The sequence below is a fragment of the Microcella frigidaquae genome, from assembly GCF_014200395.1.
Taxonomy (GTDB): domain Bacteria; phylum Actinomycetota; class Actinomycetes; order Actinomycetales; family Microbacteriaceae; genus Microcella; species Microcella frigidaquae.
This window is the reverse complement of sequence record NZ_JACHBS010000001.1, coordinates 1,248,615-1,269,423: the sequence shown is the minus strand read 5'-3', so window position 1 is coordinate 1,269,423 and position 20,809 is coordinate 1,248,615. Positions and strand designations below refer to the sequence as shown.

18 protein-coding genes are annotated in these 20,809 nt (G+C 70.4%); 9 read left to right on the top strand and 9 right to left on the bottom strand.

Annotated features, from left to right (window positions below):
• Window positions 1-99 precede the first annotated feature (99 nt).
• Entirely contained in the window at window positions 100-1,356 is a 1,257-nt protein-coding gene (locus tag BJ959_RS06245) for an ABC transporter substrate-binding protein (protein ID WP_153982821.1), read from the top strand.
• 250 nt (window positions 1,357-1,606) lie between these two features.
• On the opposite strand, the gene BJ959_RS06240 is transcribed toward BJ959_RS06245, so the two are convergent.
• The 4 genes from BJ959_RS06240 to BJ959_RS06225 are packed head-to-tail and all read right to left on the bottom strand — an operon-like array spanning window position 1,607 to window position 5,499.
• Window positions 1,607-2,374: an ABC transporter ATP-binding protein gene (locus tag BJ959_RS06240; RefSeq protein ID WP_153982822.1), complete on the bottom strand. Its 768-nt coding sequence runs from the start codon at window positions 2,372-2,374 to the stop codon at window positions 1,607-1,609.
• Complete coding sequence (locus BJ959_RS06235) at window positions 2,346-3,275, bottom strand: ABC transporter ATP-binding protein (RefSeq protein ID WP_153982823.1); 930 nt, start codon at window positions 3,273-3,275, stop codon at window positions 2,346-2,348. The genes BJ959_RS06240 and BJ959_RS06235 overlap by 29 nt, the downstream gene beginning before the upstream one ends.
• Entirely contained in the window at window positions 3,265-4,260 is a 996-nt protein-coding gene (locus tag BJ959_RS06230; RefSeq protein ID WP_153982839.1) for an ABC transporter permease subunit, read from the bottom strand. Before BJ959_RS06230 ends, BJ959_RS06235 begins: the two co-directional genes overlap by 11 nt.
• A 12-nt stretch (window positions 4,261-4,272) precedes the next feature.
• Entirely contained in the window at window positions 4,273-5,499 is a 1,227-nt protein-coding gene (locus BJ959_RS06225; protein WP_153982824.1) for a branched-chain amino acid ABC transporter permease, read from the bottom strand.
• Between the two features lie 355 nt (window positions 5,500-5,854).
• Here BJ959_RS06225 and guaB point away from each other — a divergent pair, with 355 nt between their 5' ends.
• Both guaB and BJ959_RS06215 read left to right on the top strand, forming a co-directional pair.
• On the top strand, window positions 5,855-7,357 hold the full coding sequence (guaB, locus tag BJ959_RS06220; RefSeq protein WP_153982825.1) for an IMP dehydrogenase: 1,503 nt from the start codon (window positions 5,855-5,857) through the stop codon (window positions 7,355-7,357).
• A gap of 442 nt (window positions 7,358-7,799) precedes the next feature.
• Window positions 7,800-8,840, top strand: a complete 1,041-nt coding sequence (locus BJ959_RS06215) for a hypothetical protein (protein WP_165879043.1) — start codon at window positions 7,800-7,802, stop codon at window positions 8,838-8,840.
• A 112-nt stretch (window positions 8,841-8,952) separates the two neighbouring features.
• Here BJ959_RS06215 and BJ959_RS06210 read toward each other — a convergent pair whose 3' ends face one another.
• Window positions 8,953-9,987 (bottom strand): Gfo/Idh/MocA family protein, encoded by a 1,035-nt coding sequence (locus BJ959_RS06210; protein WP_153982827.1) that lies wholly within the window; start codon window positions 9,985-9,987, stop codon window positions 8,953-8,955.
• A gap of 90 nt (window positions 9,988-10,077) precedes the next feature.
• On the opposite strand from BJ959_RS06210, the gene BJ959_RS06205 reads away from it, so the two are divergent.
• Genes BJ959_RS06205 through guaA form a run of 4 tightly spaced genes read left to right on the top strand, consistent with a single transcriptional unit; the run spans window position 10,078 to window position 14,126 of the window.
• The gene (locus tag BJ959_RS06205) at window positions 10,078-11,199 is read left to right on the top strand and encodes a GuaB3 family IMP dehydrogenase-related protein (protein WP_153982828.1); all 1,122 of its coding nucleotides are present in this window, start codon (window positions 10,078-10,080) and stop codon (window positions 11,197-11,199) included.
• 26 nt (window positions 11,200-11,225) lie between these two features.
• Entirely contained in the window at window positions 11,226-12,077 is an 852-nt protein-coding gene (locus tag BJ959_RS06200) for an SURF1 family cytochrome oxidase biogenesis protein (protein ID WP_153982829.1), read from the top strand.
• A 4-nt stretch (window positions 12,078-12,081) separates the two neighbouring features.
• Window positions 12,082-12,555: a DUF3817 domain-containing protein gene (locus BJ959_RS06195; protein WP_153982830.1), complete on the top strand. Its 474-nt coding sequence runs from the start codon at window positions 12,082-12,084 to the stop codon at window positions 12,553-12,555.
• Window positions 12,552-14,126 carry a glutamine-hydrolyzing GMP synthase gene (guaA, locus tag BJ959_RS06190; protein ID WP_183321908.1) on the top strand — a complete coding sequence of 525 codons (1,575 nt, stop codon included), beginning with the start codon at window positions 12,552-12,554 and terminating at the stop codon, window positions 14,124-14,126. Before BJ959_RS06195 ends, guaA begins: the two co-directional genes overlap by 4 nt.
• 124 nt (window positions 14,127-14,250) lie before the next feature.
• Here guaA and BJ959_RS06185 read toward each other — a convergent pair whose 3' ends face one another.
• Genes BJ959_RS06185 through BJ959_RS06175 form a run of 3 tightly spaced genes read right to left on the bottom strand, consistent with a single transcriptional unit; the run spans window position 14,251 to window position 16,058 of the window.
• Entirely contained in the window at window positions 14,251-15,057 is an 807-nt protein-coding gene (locus BJ959_RS06185) for a Bax inhibitor-1/YccA family protein (RefSeq protein WP_153983018.1), read from the bottom strand.
• Window positions 15,058-15,102: 45 nt separating this feature from the next.
• Window positions 15,103-15,639 (bottom strand): hypothetical protein, encoded by a 537-nt coding sequence (locus BJ959_RS06180; RefSeq protein WP_153983017.1) that lies wholly within the window; start codon window positions 15,637-15,639, stop codon window positions 15,103-15,105.
• A complete protein-coding gene (locus tag BJ959_RS06175) occupies window positions 15,636-16,058 on the bottom strand; it encodes a DUF4190 domain-containing protein (protein WP_153983016.1) in 423 nt (140 codons plus the stop codon). Before BJ959_RS06175 ends, BJ959_RS06180 begins: the two co-directional genes overlap by 4 nt.
• Before the next feature lie 31 nt (window positions 16,059-16,089).
• Between BJ959_RS06175 and BJ959_RS06170 the strand changes: the two genes are divergently transcribed.
• Window positions 16,090-17,169 (top strand): glycerophosphodiester phosphodiesterase family protein, encoded by a 1,080-nt coding sequence (locus BJ959_RS06170; protein ID WP_341800053.1) that lies wholly within the window; start codon window positions 16,090-16,092, stop codon window positions 17,167-17,169.
• 158 nt (window positions 17,170-17,327) lie between these two features.
• Here BJ959_RS06170 and BJ959_RS06165 read toward each other — a convergent pair whose 3' ends face one another.
• Entirely contained in the window at window positions 17,328-18,179 is an 852-nt protein-coding gene (locus BJ959_RS06165; protein ID WP_165879059.1) for a type IV toxin-antitoxin system AbiEi family antitoxin domain-containing protein, read from the bottom strand.
• A gap of 249 nt (window positions 18,180-18,428) precedes the next feature.
• Here BJ959_RS06165 and BJ959_RS06160 point away from each other — a divergent pair, with 249 nt between their 5' ends.
• Window positions 18,429-20,762, top strand: coding sequence for an ATP-dependent helicase (locus BJ959_RS06160; RefSeq protein ID WP_153983013.1), 2,334 nt, complete (start codon window positions 18,429-18,431; stop codon window positions 20,760-20,762).
• The last annotated feature ends 47 nt before the right edge of the window (window positions 20,763-20,809 follow it).

Below are 20,809 nucleotides of genomic sequence, written 5' to 3'. Positions count from 1 at the left end.
TAACCCTAATCGGTTGTGAACGCCTACTGAACACCGTACGGTGGCACAACGGGCACTGTTGTGCCTGCATCCTGAACACCAATGAACCCAAGGAGCAACATGGGCGTTTTCACTTCCGGCTCTGGCCGTCGCTCTCGCTCTCTTCAGTCGATCCTCGGCGGCATTGCCGTCGTGGGTGCCAGCGCGCTCGTTCTGAGCGGCTGCGCGCCGGCTGAGGAGGCGCCTGCTGGCCCCGCCGAAGACCTGACTCTCAAGATCGGCACCATCCTCCCGCAGAGTGGTGCCCTGGCCTTCCTCGGCCCGCCCGAGGAGGCGGGTGTTGCTCTCGCCGTCCAGGAGGTCAACGAGGCCGGTCTCGGCATCACCGTCGAGGCCATCTACCGCGACTCGGGTGACACCACGACCGACACCGCCACCGTCTCGGTGACCGACCTGCTCTCGCAGGACGTGACCGCCATCATCGGTGCCGCGTCGTCGGGTGTGTCGTTCACCGTCATCGACCAGATCGTCGGTGCGGGCGTCGTGCAGTTCTCGCCGGCGAACACCTCGCCCGACTTCACGAACTATGACGACAACGGCCTCTACTGGCGCAACGCTCCGAGCGACCTGCTCCAGGGCGAGGTTCTCGGCAACCTGATCGCCGAGGAGGGCGCTGCCACGCTCGGCCTGCTCGTCCTGAACGACGCCTACGGCACCGGCCTCGCCGGCGCCCTGCGCGCCACGTTCGAGGCGGCCGGTGGCGAGGTCGTCGCCGAGGAGCTGTTCAACGAGGGTGACACGAGCTTCGACGCTCAGGTCTCCGCGCTGACCGCCGCCAACCCCGACGCGATCGCCGTGATCACGTTCGACCAGGCCAAGGTCGTCGTTCCCGCCCTGGTGGGTGCCGGCTACCCCGGCAGCCAGCTGTACTTCGTCGACGGCAACCTCGCCGACTACAGCGCCGACTTCGAGCCGGGCCTGATCGAGGGCGCCAAGGGCACCCTCCCGGGTCTCGACATCTCGAGCCTCGGCAACTTCCAGGACCGCCTCCTCGAGGTCGACCCCGACCTGACCGAGTTCAGCTACGCGGCTGAGTCGTACGACGCCGTCATCCTCCTCGCGCTCGCCGCTCTCGCGGCCGGCTCGACCGAGGGTGCCGACATGGCTGCGAAGCTGCAGGAGGTCTCGGGTGGCTCGGGCGGCGGCGAGAAGTGCGCCGACTTCGCGTCGTGCGCGGCGATCCTCGCCGACGGCGGTGTCATCGACTACGACGGCGCCTCCGGCCCCATCACCTTCGACGAGAACGGTGACCCGACCGAGGCCACGATCGGTATCTTCGAGTACCAGGCCGACAACACCTTCGTGCGCATCAACTAAGACACGCACGAGCGGTACAGCGAGGGGCCCCGGCATCACGCCGGGGCCCCTCCCTTGTGTCCCGACTTCTCTCCTTTGCCCTCCTCCACTTCGGAGCAACGACGGAGACAGCGGCGTTCCACAGCCCCCACGCGCGACGACCGCCCGTTCCACCCCCGCGTCACCGTCGTTCGAGCGAGCTCGGGCGCACCGTGAAAGGGCCCCGCCGAGCCGAATGGCTCTGCGGGGCCCTGTACGGCCGTCTGACGGTCTATTCCTGGCCGAGGGTGCCCAGGTAGAGGCCGATGACCTTCGGGTCGTTCAGCAGCTCACGGCCGGTGCCCGTGTAGGCATCGGTGCCCTGGTCGAGAACGTAGCCGCGGTCGCAGATCTGCAGGCAGCGGCGGGCGTTCTGCTCGACCATGATCGTTGTGACGCCGGCCTTGTTGATCTCCTTCACGCGGAGGAACGCCTCGTCCTGCCGCACGGGCGACAGGCCGGCGCTCGGCTCGTCGAGCAGGATCACCTCGGGGCTCATCATGAGCGCGCGGCTCATCGCCACCATCTGGCGCTCACCGCCCGACAGCGAGCCGGCGCGCTGGCTGAGGCGCTTGCCGAGCTCGGGGAAGATCGAGATGACGAACTCGAGCCGGTGGTCGAGCTCCTTGGGCTTCTGGAAGAGGCCCATCTCGAGGTTCTCCTGGATGGTGAGCGTCGGGAAGACGTTGTTCGTCTGCGGCACGAAGCCGACCCCCTTGGCCACCAGCTTGTTGGCCTTCATGTTGGTGATGTCGTCTCCGTACAGCGAGATCGTGCCCTCGCGCACCTTCACGAGACCGAAGATCGCCTTGAGCAGCGTCGACTTGCCGGCACCGTTCGGGCCGATGATGCCGATCAGCTCGCCGTCGTGGGCCGTGAGCGAGCATCCGTTCAGGATGTTGATGCCCGGCAGATAGCCCGCGGTGACGTTGTCGACGTGGACGACGACCTTGCGGGTCTCGGTCACGGACTCAGTGCTTGTCGTCGTCGGCGTCGTCATCAGCCAGCTCCTTGATCGCGGTCATGACCCCGGTGTCGAGGTTGCCCAGGTCTTCGTCGTGGTGCGAGCCCAGGTAGGCGTCGATGACGGCGGGGTTGGCCATCACCTCGTGCGGGTCGCCCTCGGCGACCACGCGGCCCTCCGCCATGACGACCACCCAGTCGGCGATGTGGCGCACCATGTGCATGTCGTGCTCGACGAAGAGCACCGTCATGCCCTGGGTCTTCAGGTCGAGGATGTGGTCGAGCAGCGACTGCGTGAGGGCCGGGTTCACGCCGGCCATCGGCTCATCGAGCATGACCAGGCTGGGCTCGCTCATGAGGGCGCGCGCCATCTCGAGCAGCTTGCGCTGACCGCCGGAGAGGCTGGCCGCGTAGTCGTCCTTCTTGGCGTCGAGCTTGAAGCGGGTGAGCAGCTCGATCGCCCGCTCCTCGATCGCCTGCTCCTGCTTGCGCCAGAACCACGGGAAGAGGGCGCGGGCGAGGCTCTCGCCGCTCTGGCCCTTCGCGCCGAGCTTCATGTTGTCCAGCACGGTCAGCAGGCCCAGCGCCTTGGTGAGCTGGAAGGTGCGCACCTGGCCCTTCCGGGCCACCTTGAAGGCCGGGATGCCCGAGATGCCCTGACCGTCGAAGGTCCACTCGCCGGTGTCGGGCTTGTCGAAGCCGGTCAGCAGGTTGAACAGCGTGGTCTTGCCGGCACCGTTCGGGCCAATGAGAGCCGTGATCGCACCGCGCGGAATCTCCAGGTGCTCGACCTGGACGGCCGTGAGGCCGCCGAAGGTGCGGGTGATGTTGTCGGCCACGATGATCGGGTCGACCTTCTTCACCCCGGGAGCCGGCTCACCGATGTGCAGGCCGGTCGACTTGATGGGGGCGCCCTGGGCGCCGGCGCTACTTGACAAAGGCCAGCTCCTTCTTGTTCCCGAAGATTCCTTGCGGTCGATAGATGACGATCAACATGATCGCGATGCCGACCAGGATGAAGCGGAGCTGACCGGCCTGGACGTTCGACAGGAACGGCAGCCAGCCCACCTCGACCGCTCGGGCGATGAAGCCCGAGAAGAACGACAGCAGCACCCAGAAGATGACGGAGCCGATGATCGGGCCGAACACCGTCGCGGCCCCGCCCAGCAGCAGGATCGCGTAGATGAAGAACGTCAGCGACGTCTGGTAGTTCGACGGCACGACCGCGCGGGGCAGGATGAAGATCATGCCGGCGAGGGCACCGAAGACACCGCCGATCACGAGCGACTGCATCTTGTAGAAGTAGACGTTCTTGCCGAGGGCGCGCACGGCGTCCTCATCCTCGCGGATGCCCTTGATCACGCGGCCCCAGGGGCTCTTGAACAGGCGCCAGGTGATGAACGCGGCGAGGGCCACGAGGCTCCAGCCGAAGATGCGCACCCACCAGTCGTAGGGGTTGTAGACCCACGGGCCGAACCCGATCAGGTCGTTCTCGTTGAAGAACAGCAGCAGCGGGTTCAGGGCCTCGAAGCCGCCCTTGTAGCCCTGCAGACCGTTCGCCGAGCCGGTCACCGGCTCGAAGGTGTTCGTCGTGAACAGCAGGCGTACGATCTCGGCTGCCGCGATGGTCACGATGGCGAGGTAGTCGGCGCGCAGCCGCAGGGTCGGGATTCCGAGGATCAGCGCGAAGACGATCGAGGCCACGACGCCCGTGAGGATCGCCGCCCAGACCGGCCAGCCGAAGGTGAGGGTCGCGATCGCGAAGCCGTAGGCCCCGAGCATCATGAAGCCCGCCTGACCGAAGTTCAGCAGGCCCGTGAACCCGAAGTGGATCGCCAGGCCGAGGGCGGCCAGGGCGTAGGCGGCCGTCGTCGGGGAGATGATCTCCTGCGCGGCGTTGGAGAAGAGAAGGATCCAGTCGATCATGGTCAGCCCCTAGCCGATTCGTTCTTTGCGTCCGAGGATGCCCTGAGGCCGCACCAGCAGCACCAGGATGAGGATCACCAGCGCCCCGACGTACTTCATGTCGGAGGGGATCACGAGCGTCGAGATCTCGACGAAGAGGCCCACGATCAGGGCGCCGACGAGGGCGCCGAACGCCGTGCCGAGACCGCCCAGCGTGACCGCGGCGAAGGTGAGCAGCAGGATCTGGAAGCCCATGTCCCAGCTCACGCCCGGACGGAAGTAGGCCCAGAGGATGCCCGACAGGCCCGCGAGCGCGCCCGCCATGACCCACACGACGCGGATGACCCGGTCGACGTCGATGCCGCTCGCGGCCGCCAGCGCGGGGTTGTCGGAGACTGCGCGGGTCGCCTTGCCGATGCGGGTGCGGAGCAGGAAGTAGGCGACGCCGAGGAGCACGATCACGCTGATCGCCATGCTCGCGACATCCGTCCACGACAGGCCGAAGGCGCCGATCGAGAGCGTCGTGTCGGTGGCTCCCGGCAGCTGCTGGGTGTCGCCGCCGACGAACAGCTGGAAGATGTACCGCACGGCGAGCGAGAGACCGATCGAGACGATCATCATCGGAATCAGGCCCACGCCCTTGCGGCGCAGCGGCTTCCAGAGCGCCGCGTCGTTGACGTAGCCGAGCCCGGCGCTGAGGATGAGCGCGATCGGGATCGCGATCCAGATCGGCCAGCCGAGTACGACGCCGAAGAGCAGCGTCATGAGGCCACCGAAGGTCACGAGCTCGGCGTGGGCGAAGTTGCTGAGGCCGGTGGTGCCGAACACCAGCGAGAGGCCGATCGCGGCGAGCGCGAGCAGCAGGCCGAAGTTGAGGCCGTTGAAGAGTCGCTCGACCACCTGGTCGAAGAGGCTCACCGTGTTGCGCTCGCCCTGACCGATGAAGAAGTTCGCCACGGCGCTGCCCGACTGCCCGACGGTGATCTCGCGCACGTTCGGCGTCTCGTCCTCGGGGTCGATCACCGCGATGCCCTCGGGCAGCGTGTTCTCGTCGAGGGTCACGGTGAAGTCGCCCTTCTCGGGCACGCCGACCGCCCAGCGGCCGTCCTCACCGCTCTCGACCTCGACGCGGAACCCGCCGCCCTCGACGACCAGCAGCACGTCGGCGAGCGGCTCGTCGGCGAGCTCGACGAGGCCGCTGATCTTGAAGTCGTACTCGTCCAGCCCGACCTCGTCCGCGGCGGCGGGAGCCGCCATCGAGAGACTGAGTGCGCTGACGATTCCGGCGAGGATCACGGCGGCGAAACGCCGCGGTGCTCGCCTGGTGAACGGTCTGCTAGCAGCGTGTGCCACGAAACCTCCAGGTCGTTTCGGGGGTCGAGAGCCAGGCTCTCGCGGGCCAGCAGGCCCTGGTCGTCGACGGTGACGATACGGACTGTCTGTTTCCGGGGGGTTTCCGGATAGGGCGGTCCGCCAAGCCATTATTGCCACGGAATACGTTTCGACCTAACCGGCTTAAGATGAGACACCGGAATCCAGCGCGGCATCCCGGGTCTCGCGACCCGCCGTGCGCGGGAACGCTCACACATCACCCACGACCTCAGGGGAGCAGATGGACCAGCCCGATCCCTTCGGATTCATCGGACTCACGTACGACGACGTCATGCTCCTGCCGGCGCACACCGACGTCATCCCGAGCGAGGCCGACACGGCATCGCGGCTGACGCGGCGCATCCGTGTTCATGCGCCCCTGCTGTCGGCGGCCATGGACACCGTCACGGAGTCGCGCATGGCCATCGCCATGGCGCGCCAGGGCGGCCTCGGCGTCGTGCACCGCAACCTCTCGATCGACGACCAGGCGCTGCAGGTCGACAAGGTGAAGCGCTCCGAGTCGGGCATGATCACCAACCCCGTGACGACCACTCCCGACGCGACGGTCGCCGAGGTGGATGCTCTCTGCGGGCAGTTCCGCGTCTCCGGCCTGCCCGTGGTCGAGGGCGATGGGCGCCTCGTCGGCATCATCACGAACCGCGACATGCGCTTCGTCTCGCGCTTCGAGGCCGCGACCACCCGCGTGCGCGACGTGATGACCCCGGCGCCGCTCATCACCGGCCCGGTCGGTATCTCGCAGGAGGACGTGCTCGCCCTCTTCGCCCAGCACAAGATCGAGAAGCTGCCGCTCGTCGACGACGAGGGCCGCCTGCACGGCCTCATCACGGTCAAGGACTTCGACAAGAGCGAGCAGTACCCGAACGCGACGAAGGACGAGGAGGGCCGCCTCCGCGTGGCCGCCGCCATCGGCTTCTTCGGCGACGCCTGGGACCGCGCGGGGGCCCTGCGCGACGCTGGCGTCGACGTCATCGTCGTCGACACGGCCAACGGTGACAGCCGCGGCGTGCTCGAGATTATCGCGCGCCTCAAGGGCGACCCCGCCTTCGCGCACATCGACGTCATCGGCGGCAACGTCGCCACCCGATCGGGCGCCCAGGCGCTCGTGGATGCGGGTGCCGACGCCGTGAAGGTCGGCGTGGGCCCCGGCTCGATCTGCACGACCCGCGTCGTCGCGGGCGTGGGCGTGCCGCAGGTCACCGCCGTCTACGAGGCCGCGCTCGCGGCCCGCGCGGCCGGCGTTCCGGTCATCGCCGACGGCGGCCTGCAGTACTCGGGCGACATCGCGAAGGCGCTCGTCGCCGGTGCCGATACCGTCATGCTCGGCTCGCTGCTCGCCGGCACCGACGAGAGCCCGGGCGACCTGATCTTCGTCAACGGCAAGCAGTTCAAGTCGTACCGCGGTATGGGCTCGCTCGGCGCGCTGCAGACCCGCGGCACGAAGACCTCGTACTCGCGCGACCGCTACTTCCAGGCCGATGTGCCCAGCGATGAGCAGCTCATCGCCGAGGGCATCGAGGGACAGGTGCCCTACCGCGGCCCGGTCGGCTCGGTCGTGTACCAGCTGCTCGGCGGCCTGCGGCAGTCGATGTTCTACACCGGTGCCCGTACGATCGACGAGCTCAAGCAGCGCGGCACGTTCGTGCGCATCACCGCCGCGGGCCTCAAGGAGTCGCACCCGCACGACATCCAGATGGTCGTCGAGGCGCCGAACTACCGCCGGTAGCCGCTGGCCGCGCGCCGGTCGCTGGCGACCGGTAGCCGGTCGGGGGTAGGTCGGTGCCCGGTAGCTGGTCGGGGGTAGGTCGGTGCCCGGTAGCTGGTTGGGGGTAGGTCGGTGCCCGGTAGCTGGTTGGGGGTAGGTCGGTGCCCGGTAGCCGGTTGGGGGTAGGTCGGTGCCCGGTAGCCGGTTGGGGGTAGGTCGGTGCCCGGTAGCCGGTTGGGGGTAGGTCGGTGCCCGGTAGCTGGTTGGCCCTCGCTGGCGGGGCGGCAACATCCCTCGCCGCCTCACATCATTCGCGACACTTCCCACGACCCGAATCGTGGGAGCGGTCGCAAACGATGTGAGGCACGGTGGGTCGTCCCTCCCAGAGGGCGACGAGGGGGGAGTCGTGCACAGCGCGGACGCGCACGGGGCCTGCGGCTGCCGATCGGGGCATGGTGCCACCATGAACGCCACCGCCGCCACCGCCGCCACCGCCGCCGCCGCCACCACCGTTGCTGCCCCCGCTGCCCCCGCCGCCGCCCTCGATGAGGCACTCGACCACGTCGTCGTTGTCGCCGAGGTCGACGACCCGTCGCTCGTACGCGTCGTTCACCGCGCGACCGCTCGGGGAGACTTCGCGCGACTCGTGCGCGGAATCTACATACCGGCCGGGGTCATCGTCGACCTGAAGCCGTGGGAGCGCGAACTGCTCCGCGTCACGGCTGCCGCAACCCGAGGGCGTGTCCGCCAGCCGCTGTGCGGTCTCTCTGCGGCACGCGTCTGGGGTGTACCGATCCTGGAGGACGAGTACTCGCCGAGGGTCGATGTGCTGGGGTGGCATGCTCGCGCAACGCGGCAGGTCTCCGACCTCCGGTACTGGGCGACTGCCGATGATCGGTACCGCGTGGTGGAGCGCCGAGGCGTCACGGTCACGGATCTTCCGCGGACGACTGTTGAGCTCGCGGTGCGGTCGTCGTTCGCGCGTGCGGTGGCCGCGATTGACTGGGCTGTGCGCGTGCGGCGGCACCCCGGCGCCCCGGCGACAACTCTCGAGGAGATCCGTGCGACCGCAGCCGAACTCGGCGTCGTGCGCGGCGGGGCTCGTCTCGAGCGTGCGCTCGTGTTCGCGGACGGTCGCTCGGAGTCACCGGGCGAGTCGTGGATGCGCGTGCTCATCCACCAGTTGGGGTTCGAGGTTCCCGACCTGCAGCACGGGTACCGGCTGTCGGATGGTCGACTGTTCCGTTCGGATTTCCGGTGGCCGAGCATCCGGCTCGCGGGGGAGTTCGACGGCAGCCTCAAGTACAAGGCGGGAGAGGTTCGGGGCGGGCGCACTCCTGAGCAGGTGGTCATCGAGGAGAAGGACCGCGAGGATGCGATTCGCGCCACCGGCGACGGGATGCTCAGGGTCGTGACGGACGACCTGCGCGACCCGCGCCGCCTGCGGCACAAACTCGAGGCGGCGGGTGTACCTCTGCGGTCGCGACGAGCACGGCGTGGCTGACTCACACGGAATGCGACACCTCATACGCGCTGAGACGTGTGAGGTGTCGCATTCCGTGCGAGAAACGGACGACGTGGCAGTGTGCGGGTGGGCTGCCCGCGGGCGGGCGGGGCTACGCGCCGCCCGCGGGCAGCGTCGGCACGCGGGCCCCGGTCTCGTGGGCGCGGATCGCGGCGTGCGCGAGCTCGAGAGCGCGCCGACCCGCCGAGGCGCGGACGGGCGGCGGGGCGCCCGTGCGCAGAGCGGTGAGCACCGCATCCAGGTGCCGGTCCATCGTGCGCTCGAACGACCGAGCCTCGTCGTCGAAGTAGCCGGCCCGCCAGACGCGCTCCGTCTCGTCGCCGACCGACTGCAGCGACAGCTCGCGCACCGTGTCGCGGATGACCGCCCGCCCCGCGGTGCCGTTCAGCTCGACCCGCTGGGTGTCGGGGTAGGCGTACGACGAGTCGTACGAGCCGAGCATGGTGCCGACCGCGCCGGAGGCGAACTCGAGCGCGAGGGCCACCGTGCTGTACGCGCCGTAGGTCATGCGGGTCATCTGCGCCGAGATCGAGGCGATCGGGCCGCAGAGGTGCTCGAGCAGGTCGAAGCCGTGGCACTGGGTCTCGATGAGGTTGGCGTGCGGTGAGGGACCGCGGTTCGCTTCACCACCGAACCGCCAGGTGGCGAACACGAGCTCGCCGAGCTCGCCGGCCTGCACCGCCGCCCGTGCTCGCAGCACGGGCTCGGCGTAGCGGTGGTTGAAGTTGATGGCGAAGAACGTGTCGCCAGCGGCCTCGAGCAGCGCATCCGCCTCGTCGAGGTCGAAGACGAGCGGCTTCTCGACCAGGAGGGGGACGCCCGCGCGCAGCAGCTGCATCGTGGGCTCGAAGTGCTGTTCGTTCGGCAGGCTGACGGTGACCAGGTCGGGATGCTCGGCCTCGAGCATCCCGTCGATCGAGGTGTAGGCGCGCGCCCCGTAGTCGGCCGCGCGCACCGCGGCCCTCCCGGGGTCGCGGCCGACGACGGCGACGAGCTCGCAGTCGAGGCGCGCGGCGAGGGCCCGGGCGTGCTGGGCGCCCCAGCCGCCGGTGCCGACGACGGCGACGCGCAGGGGTGCGGCGTCGCGGTCTCCCGGTCGTTCGATGCCCAGTGCGCTGCCGGCCATGGCGGCTCCTCTCGCTCGTCGCCACGCTACCCCGCCGCCCGCGCGCCCCACCGCCTGCCTCGCTCGCGCCGCGCCCGATAGGCTGGGCGGGTGACGGAGATCGAGATCGGCCGCGGCAAGCGGGCACGCAGGGCGTACTCCTTCGACGACATCGCCGTGGTGCCGAGCCGGCGCACGCGCGACCCCGAGGTGGTGTCGCTCAACTGGACCATCGACGCGCTGACGTTCAGCATCCCGGTGATCGCCGCGCCCATGGACTCGGTCGTGAGCCCGGCGACCGCCATCGCCCTCGGGCGGCTCGGCAGCCTCGGCGTGCTCGACCTCGAGGGGCTGTGGACCCGCTATGAGGATGCGGAGGCGCAGCTCGCCCGCATCCGCGAGCTCGACGACGCGGGCGCGACGGCCGAGATGCAGCGCATCTACGCCGAGCCCATCAAGCCCGAGCTGATCGGCGCGCGGCTGGCGGAGATCCGCGCGGCGGGCGTGCCGGTCGCCGCCGCGCTGAGCCCCCAGCGCACGCAGGAGCATCACCAGGCCGTGCTCGACGCCGGCGTCGACCTGTTCGTGATCCGCGGCACCACCGTGAGCGCCGAGCACGTGTCGAACAGCACCGAGCCCCTCAACCTCAAGAAGTTCATCTACGAGCTCGACGTGCCGGTGATCGTCGGCGGCGCGGCGACGTACACCGCGGCCCTGCACCTCATGCGCACCGGCGCGGCGGGCGTGCTCGTCGGCTTCGGCGGCGGGGCTGCCAGCACGACGCGGCTCAGCCTGGGCATCCAGGCGCCGATGGCGACCGCGGTCAGCGATGTCGCCGCCGCGCGCCGCGACTACATGGACGAGTCGGGCGGCCGTTACGTGCACGTCATCGCCGACGGCGGACTCGGCACCAGTGGCGACATCGTCAAGGCGGTGGCCATGGGTGCCGACGCGGTCATGCTCGGCACGGCGCTCGCGCGGGCGACGGATGCTCCGGGTGGCGGGTGGCACTGGGGCCCCGAGGCGCACCATCCCGAGCTGCCGCGGGGCCGCCGCGTGCAGGTCGGGCAGCTGGCGCCGCTCCAGCAGCTGCTGTTCGGGCCGAGCTCGACCGCCAACGGTCAGGCGAATCTCATGGGCGCTCTGCGACGATCGATGGCGACGACCGGGTACTCCGACGTCAAGGAGTTCCAGCGGGTCGACGTCGTCGTCGCGCCGTACACGGCCCGCTGAATCCCCCATCGGGAAGGCGGGTTGAGGTGTCTGACGCGGTCGTGAGCGCGCCCGGCTTCTGGCGCATCGCCCGGCGCCCGCGCTGGATCGCGGCCCTGCTGCTCGCGCTCGGCATCGCGGGCGGGTTCGCCGCCCTCGGCCAGTGGCAGCTCGAGCGCTCGCTCGAGTCGACGGCCGAGGACACCCGCGACACCGAGACGCCGGTGCCCCTCACGTCGGTGGCCGAGCCGCAGCAGGTCATGACCACCGAGGCCAGCGGCCGGCTCGTGACCGTGAGCGGCACGTGGGCCGAGGGCGACGACCTCGTCGTCACCGGCCGGCTCAGCGGCGACGACGGCTCCGGCACCCGGGGCGAGCCGGGCGACTGGATCATCCGGCACCTCGTGACCGACAGCGGCGCGAGCCTCGCCGTGGCCGTGGGCTACGGGGAGGTCGGAGCGGGCATCCCGAACCTGCCGTCGGGGGAGGCGGAGCTCACCGGGCGCTACGTACCCAGCGAGTCACCGCAGGTCAGCGACTTCGAGGCGGGGGAGCGCACCGCGATCGCGGTGGCCGAGCTGATCAACCTGTGGGCGTCGGTCGACACGGTGTACTCGGGCTACCTCGTGCTCGACGAGGCGCCGCCGGGTCTCTCGACGATCGCCGCCCCGCCGCCGGAGGCGCCGACCGAGCTGAACCTGCTGAACCTGTTCTACGCGATCGAGTGGGTGATCTTCGGCGGCTTCGCCATCTACCTGTGGTGGCGGCTGGTGAAGGATGAGCAGGAGAAGGAGCAGGCGCGCGCCGCCGACCCCGAGGGTGCCGGGCCCGAGCGTGCCGAGCCCGAGCCTGCCCGGTCTGCGGGCCGAGAAGCCGCTCAGACCGCGGCTCTAGACTGAGCGCATGGCGTTCGGCCCTCAGCCCTCAGACATCCCGCTCATCCGCCGCGCCCTCGCGGTCTACAAGGTCTCGTCGGTGCTCACCGGCACCTTCCTGCTCGGACTCGTCGTCATGATGGTGACCCGGTACGGCTTCGGCGTCGACATCGAGTTCAACGGCGCTTCGGGCCAGCTGCTCGCCCTGACCGACCCCGACGCGATCACCGGCGTCAACGTGTCGATCCTGCTGCTCGCCGTGCACGGCTGGCTGTACGTGCTCTACCTCGCCTGCGACTTCCTGCTCTGGCGCCTGCTGCGGTGGCCATTCTGGAAGTTCGTCTGGATCGCCATGGGCGGCATCGTCCCGCTGCTGTCGTTCTTCTTCGAGCGGCAGGTGCCGCGCCAGATCGAGGCGATCATCGCCGATCTCGAGGCGCGCACCGCCGCGTCCGACTCCGCGGCCGGTACCGGGGCCGGCGTGAGCGAGGTCTCCGCGTGAGCGACACCGCGCACCGCCCCGTCCTCGTCGTCGATTTCGGCGCCCAGTACGCCCAGCTGATCGCCCGCCGCGTGCGCGAGGCCGGTGTCTACAGCGAGATCGTGCCGCACAGCATCACGGCCGCCGAGGTCGCCGCGAAGAACCCGGCCGGCATCGTGCTCTCCGGCGGCCCCTCGAGCGTCTACGAGCCGGGCTCGCCGAGCCTCGACCCGGGCATCCTCGCCCTCGGCCTGCCCGTGATGGGCATCTGCTACGGCTTCCAGGTGATGGCCCAGCAGCTCGGCGGCGAGGTCGCGCAGACCGGCCGCCGCGAGTACGGCGCCACGACCATGACCGTGCACGGCGACGGCGGCGCGCTGCTCGCCGAGCAGCCGCCCACCCAGACCACCTGGATGAGCCACGGCGACTCCGTCGCCCGCGCCCCCGAGGGTTTCACGGTGCTCGCCTCGACCGCCGACACCCCCGTCGCGGCCTTCGCCGACGATGAGCGCAAACTCTACGGCGTGCAGTGGCACCCCGAGGTCAAGCACTCCGAGTACGGCCAGCGCGTGCTCGAGAACTTCCTGCACCGCGCGGCGGGCATCCCCGCCGACTGGAACAGCGGCAACGTCATCGCCGAGCAGGTCGAGCGCATCCGTGCCCAGATCGGCGACGCCCGCGTCATCTGCGGCCTCTCCGGCGGCGTCGACTCGGCCGTCGCGGCCGCGCTCGTGCACGAGGCGGTCGGCGACCAGCTGGTCTGCGTCTTCGTCGACCACGGCCTGCTGCGCGCCGACGAGCGCCGCCAGGTCGAGGAGGACTACGTCGCGGCGACGGGCATCCGTCTGGTGACGGTGGATGCTCGCGAGCAGTTCCTCACCGCCCTCGCGGGCGTGACCGAGCCCGAGACCAAGCGCAAGATCATCGGCCGCGAGTTCATCCGCACCTTCGAGCAGGCCGCCGCCGACCTGGTCGCGGAGGCGGCCGACGAGGGGGGATCGATCGACTTTCTCGTGCAGGGCACGCTCTACCCCGACATCGTCGAGTCGGGCCACGGCTCGGGCACCGCGACCATCAAGAGCCACCACAACGTGGGCGGCCTGCCCGACGATCTGCAGTTCGCGCTCGTCGAGCCCCTGCGCGCCCTGTTCAAGGACGAGGTGCGCGCCATCGGCCGCGAGCTCGGCCTGCCGGCGGAGATCGTGAACCGTCAGCCGTTCCCGGGCCCGGGTCTGGGCATCCGCATCATCGGCGAGGTGACGCAGGAGCGCCTCGACCTGCTGCGCGAAGCCGACGCGATCGTCCGCGCCGAGTTGACGGCGGCGGGCCTGGATGCGGAGATCTGGCAGTGCCCGGTCGTGCTGCTCGCCGACGTGCGGTCGGTGGGCGTGCAGGGTGACGGCCGCACCTATGGGCACCCGATCGTGCTGCGACCGGTCAGCTCGGAGGACGCGATGACCGCCGACTGGACCCGCCTGCCCTACGACGTGCTCGCCCGCATCTCGAACCGCATCACCAACGAGGTCGCCGGCGTCAACCGGGTCGTGCTCGACGTCACGTCGAAGCCGCCGGGAACGATCGAGTGGGAGTGACCGCGCTGAAGGCGACGGCCATTTCTGGCCGTCGCGCGCGGTCACTCCGAGCGCCGTCCCGGCGCTCGGTCGAATGGAAGGGCCGCCCCCCACGGGGGGCGGCCCTTCGCCTGTCCGGTACCGGCTACTCGCCGCGGAGGATCGCCAGCAGGCGCAGGATCTCCAGGTAGAGCCAGATGACGGTGACCATGATGCCGAAGGCGGCCGTCCAGCCGTACTTGGCGGGAGCGCCGCGCTCGACGCCGGTCTTCACCGCGTCGAAGTCGAGCACGAGCGAGTACGCCGCGAGCAGGATCACGAAGACGCCGATGATGACGCCCAGCGGGATGCCGAACGGTCCCTCGATGCCGCGCAGACCCCACGGGTCATCGGTGACGCCGAACAGCATCAGGCCCATGTTGATGAGCGAGAAGACGGCGTAGCCGATCATCGCGACGAGGAAGATCTGCGTGGCGCGCTTCGAGGCGCGGATCTTGCCGCTCGCGAACAGGGCGAGCGTCACGCCGACGACGGCGAAGGTGCCGATGACCGCCTGGGTGACGATGCCGGGCCAGGCCGACTCGAAGAACATCGAGATGCCGCCGACGAACAGGCCCTGCGCCGCGGTGTAGGCGAGCACGAGAGCCGGTGACGGCTCCTTCTTGAAGATGTTCACGAGCGCGAGCACGAAACCGACGATCGCGGCGGGCAGCATGAGCGCCGGGATGAACCACCCGACCGCCGCGGTCGCGAGCAGCACGACGAAGGCCAGCACGGTCTTCTGGATCGTGTTCTCGTAGGTCATGCGGCCCATGGCGTCGGGCGTCGCTGCCGAGCGGGCGTACAGCTCGTCGAGCTGCTGGGCGGAGGGCTCCTGCGTCCACTGGATCGCCTTGGTGGCGCTCTGCGAGAACGCAGGGGAGTTGGAGAAAGCGGGGTTGGAAGTGGCCATGCCTGAAGTGTAGAGAACCTCGCCTCGGAAGGCCCGGTCGCGCGCCTATGCGCTTGCTGTGCCCGTGCTGCCCGGCTCCGCGGTCACGGCGGCGGATGCGGGGGCCGGGCGCGCCATCGCCCACGCCCACCACGCGGAGCCGGTGAGCACCACGGCCGAGAGGCCGAGCGCCAGCAGCTGCTGGTCGTACTCGCGGAAGAGGGCGATCGCGAGCGCCCCGTTGAGCAGCACGGGGGCGAGGGTCAGGTAGCTGCGGGCCGGGCGGTGCCGCGCGACGAGCCAGCCGACGTAGGGCACGATGAGGATCCACATCGATTGCGGCCCGGTGAGCAGCAGCCAGATGGCGAGCGCGCTCGGCCCGGCGGGCCCCAGGCGTCGCCCCGCGCTCGCCGGCAGGATCGCCCAGCCGGCGACGTGCGCGGCCGTGCCGACGGCGAGCGGCAGCAGGTTGAGGGTGCTGGCGGCCTGGAGGTGCACGAGCCCGCCCACGATCAGCACGAGGCCGGCGACGACGCGCTCCCGGTAGCCGCCCCAGCGCAGCGGCAGCAGCGCCGCGGGCTCGACCCAGGCGCGCGCGGTCATCCCCCGAGCACCCGCCCGAGCAGGCCGCCCAGCAGATCGTCGAGCAGGCCGCCCTCGAGAACGCCGCCGCCGAGCGCGACCGAGAGTCCGACGGCGACGAGGAACAGCGCGGTCAGCCAGAGGTAGCCGAGGCCCACCGCGACCCAGGCGATCGTCCGGCCGCGCTCGCGGCCCTCCGAGCGCCGGATCTGCCCGACCGCGAGGTGGCCGAACAGCGCCGCCAGCGGGCTGAGCAGGATGCCCAGCACGAGCGCCGCGACCGCGAGGGGGTTGAGGCGCGCGGCGTGCGCGGCCCGCGGGCGGCGCTCGGCCGCCGCGGACGGCTCCGCCGCCGGTACCGCCTCCAGCGCAGGCTCCGGCGCTGATACCGCCTCCAGCGCAGGCTCCGCCACCGGCTCGGGCGCGGTCGGGTCGCTCATGCGCTCGACGGTATCCCGTACCGTGGGCGGGGTGACCGAGCACACGCCCGAGACCGCGCGCGAGCATCCGCGCCCCCTCGTCGTCGCGCATCGCGGGGCGAGCGGCTACCGGCCCGAGCACACCGCGGCCGCCTACCGGCTCGCGCTCGCCCTCGGGGCCGAGGCCATCGAGCCCGACATCGTGGCCACGCGCGACGGCGAGCTCGTGCTGCGGCACGAGAACGAGATCTCGGGCACCACCGACGTCGCCGACCGGCCCGAGTTCGCCGATCGGCGCACGACGCGCGAGATCGACGGGCAGCGGCTCACCGGCTGGTTCACCGAGGACTTCACCTGGGCCGAGCTGAGCACTCTCCGCGCGCGCGAGCGGCTGCCGCAGGTGCGGGGCGCCTCGACCCGGTTCGACGGGCACTACCCGCTCGTGCGGCTTCGCGACCTGCTCGGGATGCTCGCCGAGGCCGCACCGGCTCCCTCGGGCGCGCCCGTGCGCCTCGTCGCCGAGGTCAAGCACGCCACCTACTTCGCGAGCATCGGCCTGCCGCTCGACGAGCTGCTGGCGGCCGAGCTCGCGCCGTGGGCGGCGGCGCATCCGGGCCGCCTGGTGGTCGAGGCCTTCGAGCAGACGGTGCTCGGGCAGCTGCAGCAGCGCGGCCTGCCCGCCGAGTATGTGTACCTGCTCGAGAAGGCGGGCAGCCCGGCCGACCTCGTCGCGCGCTACGGCCGCGCCGCGCTCTCGTACGCGGGGCATCTGACGACCGCGGGGCTCGCCCGGCTGCGCGCCGCCGGTATCGACGGCATCAGCGTCGACACGGCACTGCTCGTGAAGGCCGCACCGAAGGAGACCGACCGGCCCGGCTCGGCCTGGCACTCGATCGGCGGCGGGCTCGCCGCCTCCGACCTCGTCGACCGCGCGCACGCGGCCGGCCTCGGCGTCTACACCTGGACCCTCCGGCCCGAGAACCGCTTCCTCCCCGCACCCTGCCGGGTGGGCTCGACGGGGGCGGCGCACGGCGACTGGCACAGCTGGTTCGGCGCCCTCATGCGCACCGGTCTCGACGGCGTGTTCGCCGACCACCCCGACCTCGCGCTCGAGGTGCGCGCGGCCCTCTGACGCCGCCCGTCCTCTCGCCCTCCCGAGCACGCGATGCACGAATGAAGGACGCGCCTTCCAACGTCACGGCGTGTCTCTGCGACACGCCGTGCTGAGGTGAGCGGAATCCTTCATTCGTGCGAACCCGTCGAGGAGGCGCGGTCTGCGGGTTCGGGAGTTCAGCGGAGGTGGTCGCCGCGCCCAACGACGGAGAGCACTGCGGCCTCAACGTGGGTCCAGCCGTGAATCACCTGGTCGTGGCTGAAGCGCAGGGGGAGATACCCGAGGGCATGGGCGAAGGCATCCTTCGCCCTGTCGCGGGCGAACTGGTCGGCCTCGTCGTGGAAGGTCGCCCCGTCAACCTCCACCAGGAGCCGGGACCCGATCAGGAAGTCGAAGGGGCTCGACCCGGGAATGCGCACCTGTCTCCATGGGTGGATGCCCAGCCTCAGCATCCGCCGATAGAAGACGTTCTCGGTGCCTGACTCGCAGCGTCCGTCGACGCCCTCCCACTCCGACACGCCATATCGCTCGAGGAGTCTCTCCCGGTCGACCGGCCTCGTGCGGATGACGGAGTCGAGTCCGCCCAAGGCCCAATCGCGGGGAGCGCATCGGAACCAGTCGTCGAGTGCATCCTCAGGGCTCGCAACCAGGCGGCGCCTCTCAGGGAAACCATCGCGCCAATGAACGGTGACCATCGTCGGTCGATCGGAGAGCCGACGGCGGGAGTCTTCAGCGCTGCGCAGGCGGCACGCGTTGCGCGGGACGCGCACGTGGGTGCCGCGGTCGGAGACGGACCAGAAGCCATGGGCGCTGAGAGCTGTGGCGCAGGTGAGGACGCCACCCACGCGGACAGCCCGGCGCACGACCGGCGCGATGTCCGGCAGCGCGTACCACCCCTGCCGCACGCGATGCATGCGGCCCGCGTCGAGGAGCTTCACGATGCTCGTGCGAGTGATGCCTGCGGCGTGCAACTCATGAGTCGCGATAGCGCCGCCCGCGCGGCGGATCAGTTGCTCGATCGAGGTCATGCGCAGGAGTGTCGCGCCGTCACCCGGTGTGCGGATACGCGTGTCGACAGCGTGGAACGTACCGGTTTGCGGCGGACCCGGGGAGGGGGTCCTGCACAAGTGAAGGACTGCAGCGCGCATCCGTCGGCGTGTCAGCGCGACACGCGGTGGAGAGCGCGGTGCCGTCCTTCATTTGGGCCCAGCGATGGGGCGGGGCGACCGGATGCTCGCCGCGATCCGGTCGGGGGCGCGACCTAGACTGGGGCGGTCATGAGCACCCCCGCCTCCGCATCCGTGGCCGACGCCGACCCTCTGCTCGACGGGCTGAACCCGCAGCAGCGCACCGCGGTGCTGAGCCGGGCGCAGGCGCTGCTCATCGTCGCCGGCGCCGGGTCGGGCAAGACCGCCGTCCTCACGCGCCGGGTCGCCCGGCTGATCCGCGACCGCGAGCTCTGGCCGAGCCAGATCCTCGCCATCACCTTCACCAACAAGGCCGCGGCCGAGATGCGCGAGCGCGTCGAGCTGCTCGTGGGGCGCGAGGCGGCGCAGGGCATGTGGATCTCGACGTTCCACTCGGCCTGCGTGCGCATCCTGCGGCGCGAGGCCGAGCAGTTCGGCTTCGGCGCCGCGTTCACGATCTACGACTCGGCCGACTCGCGGGCGCTCATCAAGCGGCTCGTGAAGGAGATGCAGGCCGACACGATGGGCTTCACGGTGAGCGCCGTCGCGGGCAAGATCTCGCGGCTCAAGAACGAGCTCGTCGACGCCGAGGGCTACAGCCGCCAGCTCAACCCGAACGACCCGACCGAGGTCATGTTCCTCGAACTATTCCGGCGCTACACGGCCGAGCTGCGGCGCGCGAACGCCTTCGACTTCGACGACCTCATCGCGCAGACCGTCTACCTGTTCCGCGCCTTCCCGAAGGTCGCGGCGCTCTACCAGCGGCGCTTCCGGCACATCCTCATCGACGAGTACCAAGACACTAACCACGCCCAATACGCCCTCATCCGCGAGCTGACCCGGCCGGTCGAGCCCGTGCACGTGCCCGCCGATACCCGGGTCGAGCTCGACGCGAGCGGGGGCATCCCCGGTGCCAGCCTCACGGTCGTCGGCGACTCCGACCAGTCGATCTACGCCTTCCGCGGCGCCGACATCCGCAACATCGTCGAGTTCGAGCGCGACTTCGCGGGCGCCGAGGTCGTGCTGCTCGAGCAGAACTACCGCTCGACCCAGACGATCCTCGACGCGGCCAACGCGGTCATCGCCAACAACTTCGACCGCATCGCCAAGAACCTGTTCACGGCCGTCGGCGCGGGCGAGAAGATCGTCGGCTTCACGGGCTACACGCAGCACGACGAGGCGCAGTTCGTCGCCGACGAGATCCAGAAGCTGCATGAGGCGGGCACGCCCTACAGCCAGATCGCCGTGTTCTACCGCACCAACGCCCAGACCCGCGCGCTGGAGGAGATCTTCATCCGCGCCGGGCTGCCCTACCGCGTGCTGGGCGGCACGAAGTTCTACGAGCGCGCCGAGATCAAAGACCTCATGGCCTACCTCATCGCGGTGGCGAACCCGGCCGACGGCCTCGCCATGCGGCGCATCCTCAACACCCCGAAGCGCGGCATCGGTCCGGCGACCGAGACGGCGCTCGCCAACCATGCCGACGAGCTCGGGGGCACGATGCACGATGCGCTGCGGGATGCCGCGGCGCTCGGTCTCGGGCCCAAAGTGACCACGGCCATCCTCGACCTCGCCGCGATCCTCGACCGCGCCGCCGACTCGATCGGCACGGCCCTGGTGCCGGATCTGCTCACGGGCATCATCGAGGCGACCGGGTACCTCGCCGCCCTGCGCGCGAGCCGCGACCCGCAAGACGAGGCGCGGGCGGAGAACGTGGAAGAGCTCGTGGCGGTGACCCGCGACTTCCAGAAGAACAACCCGGAGGGTCGGCTCGTCGACTTTCTCACCGAGGTGGCCCTCGTCGCCGCCGCCGACGACCTCGACGACTCGAGCGGCACGGTCTCGCTCATGACCCTGCACACCGCGAAGGGGCTCGAGTACGACGCCGTCTTCATCACGGGGGTGGAGGAGAACCTGCTGCCGCACCAGATGAGCGCGGCCGAGCCGGGCGGACCGGCCGAGGAGCGCCGGCTGTTCTACGTCGGCATCACGCGCGCCCGCAAGGTGCTGCACCTGAGCCTCGCGATGACGCGCTCGACCTTCGGCGACACCCAGGTCGCGAGTCCGAGCCGGTACCTGCAGGAGATCCCGGGCGAGCTCATCGACTGGCGCGACTCGCCCGGCATGGGCGCCCGCTCGAGCACGCGCAGCCTCGGCACGGGCCGCGATGGCTTCCGCTACTCGGCGTCTTTGCCGCCCGCCGGCAAGCCCAAGACCGAGTGGGCCAACCGGGTCACGGCGAGCGTGCGCGACAACGGCGACCTGACGCTCGCGGTCGGCGACCGCATCCGCCACGTCGACTTCGGCGACGGCACCGTGAGCGCGGTGACCGGCGTGGGGCCCAAGAGCATCGCCGAGGTGCAGTTCGACACCGCGGGGCGCAAGCGCCTCCTCATAAAAATCGCTCCGATCGAAAAGCTGTAGGGCGCGGCCCGGACCATAATGGGGGCACGGGTCGACGGGGAGGACGG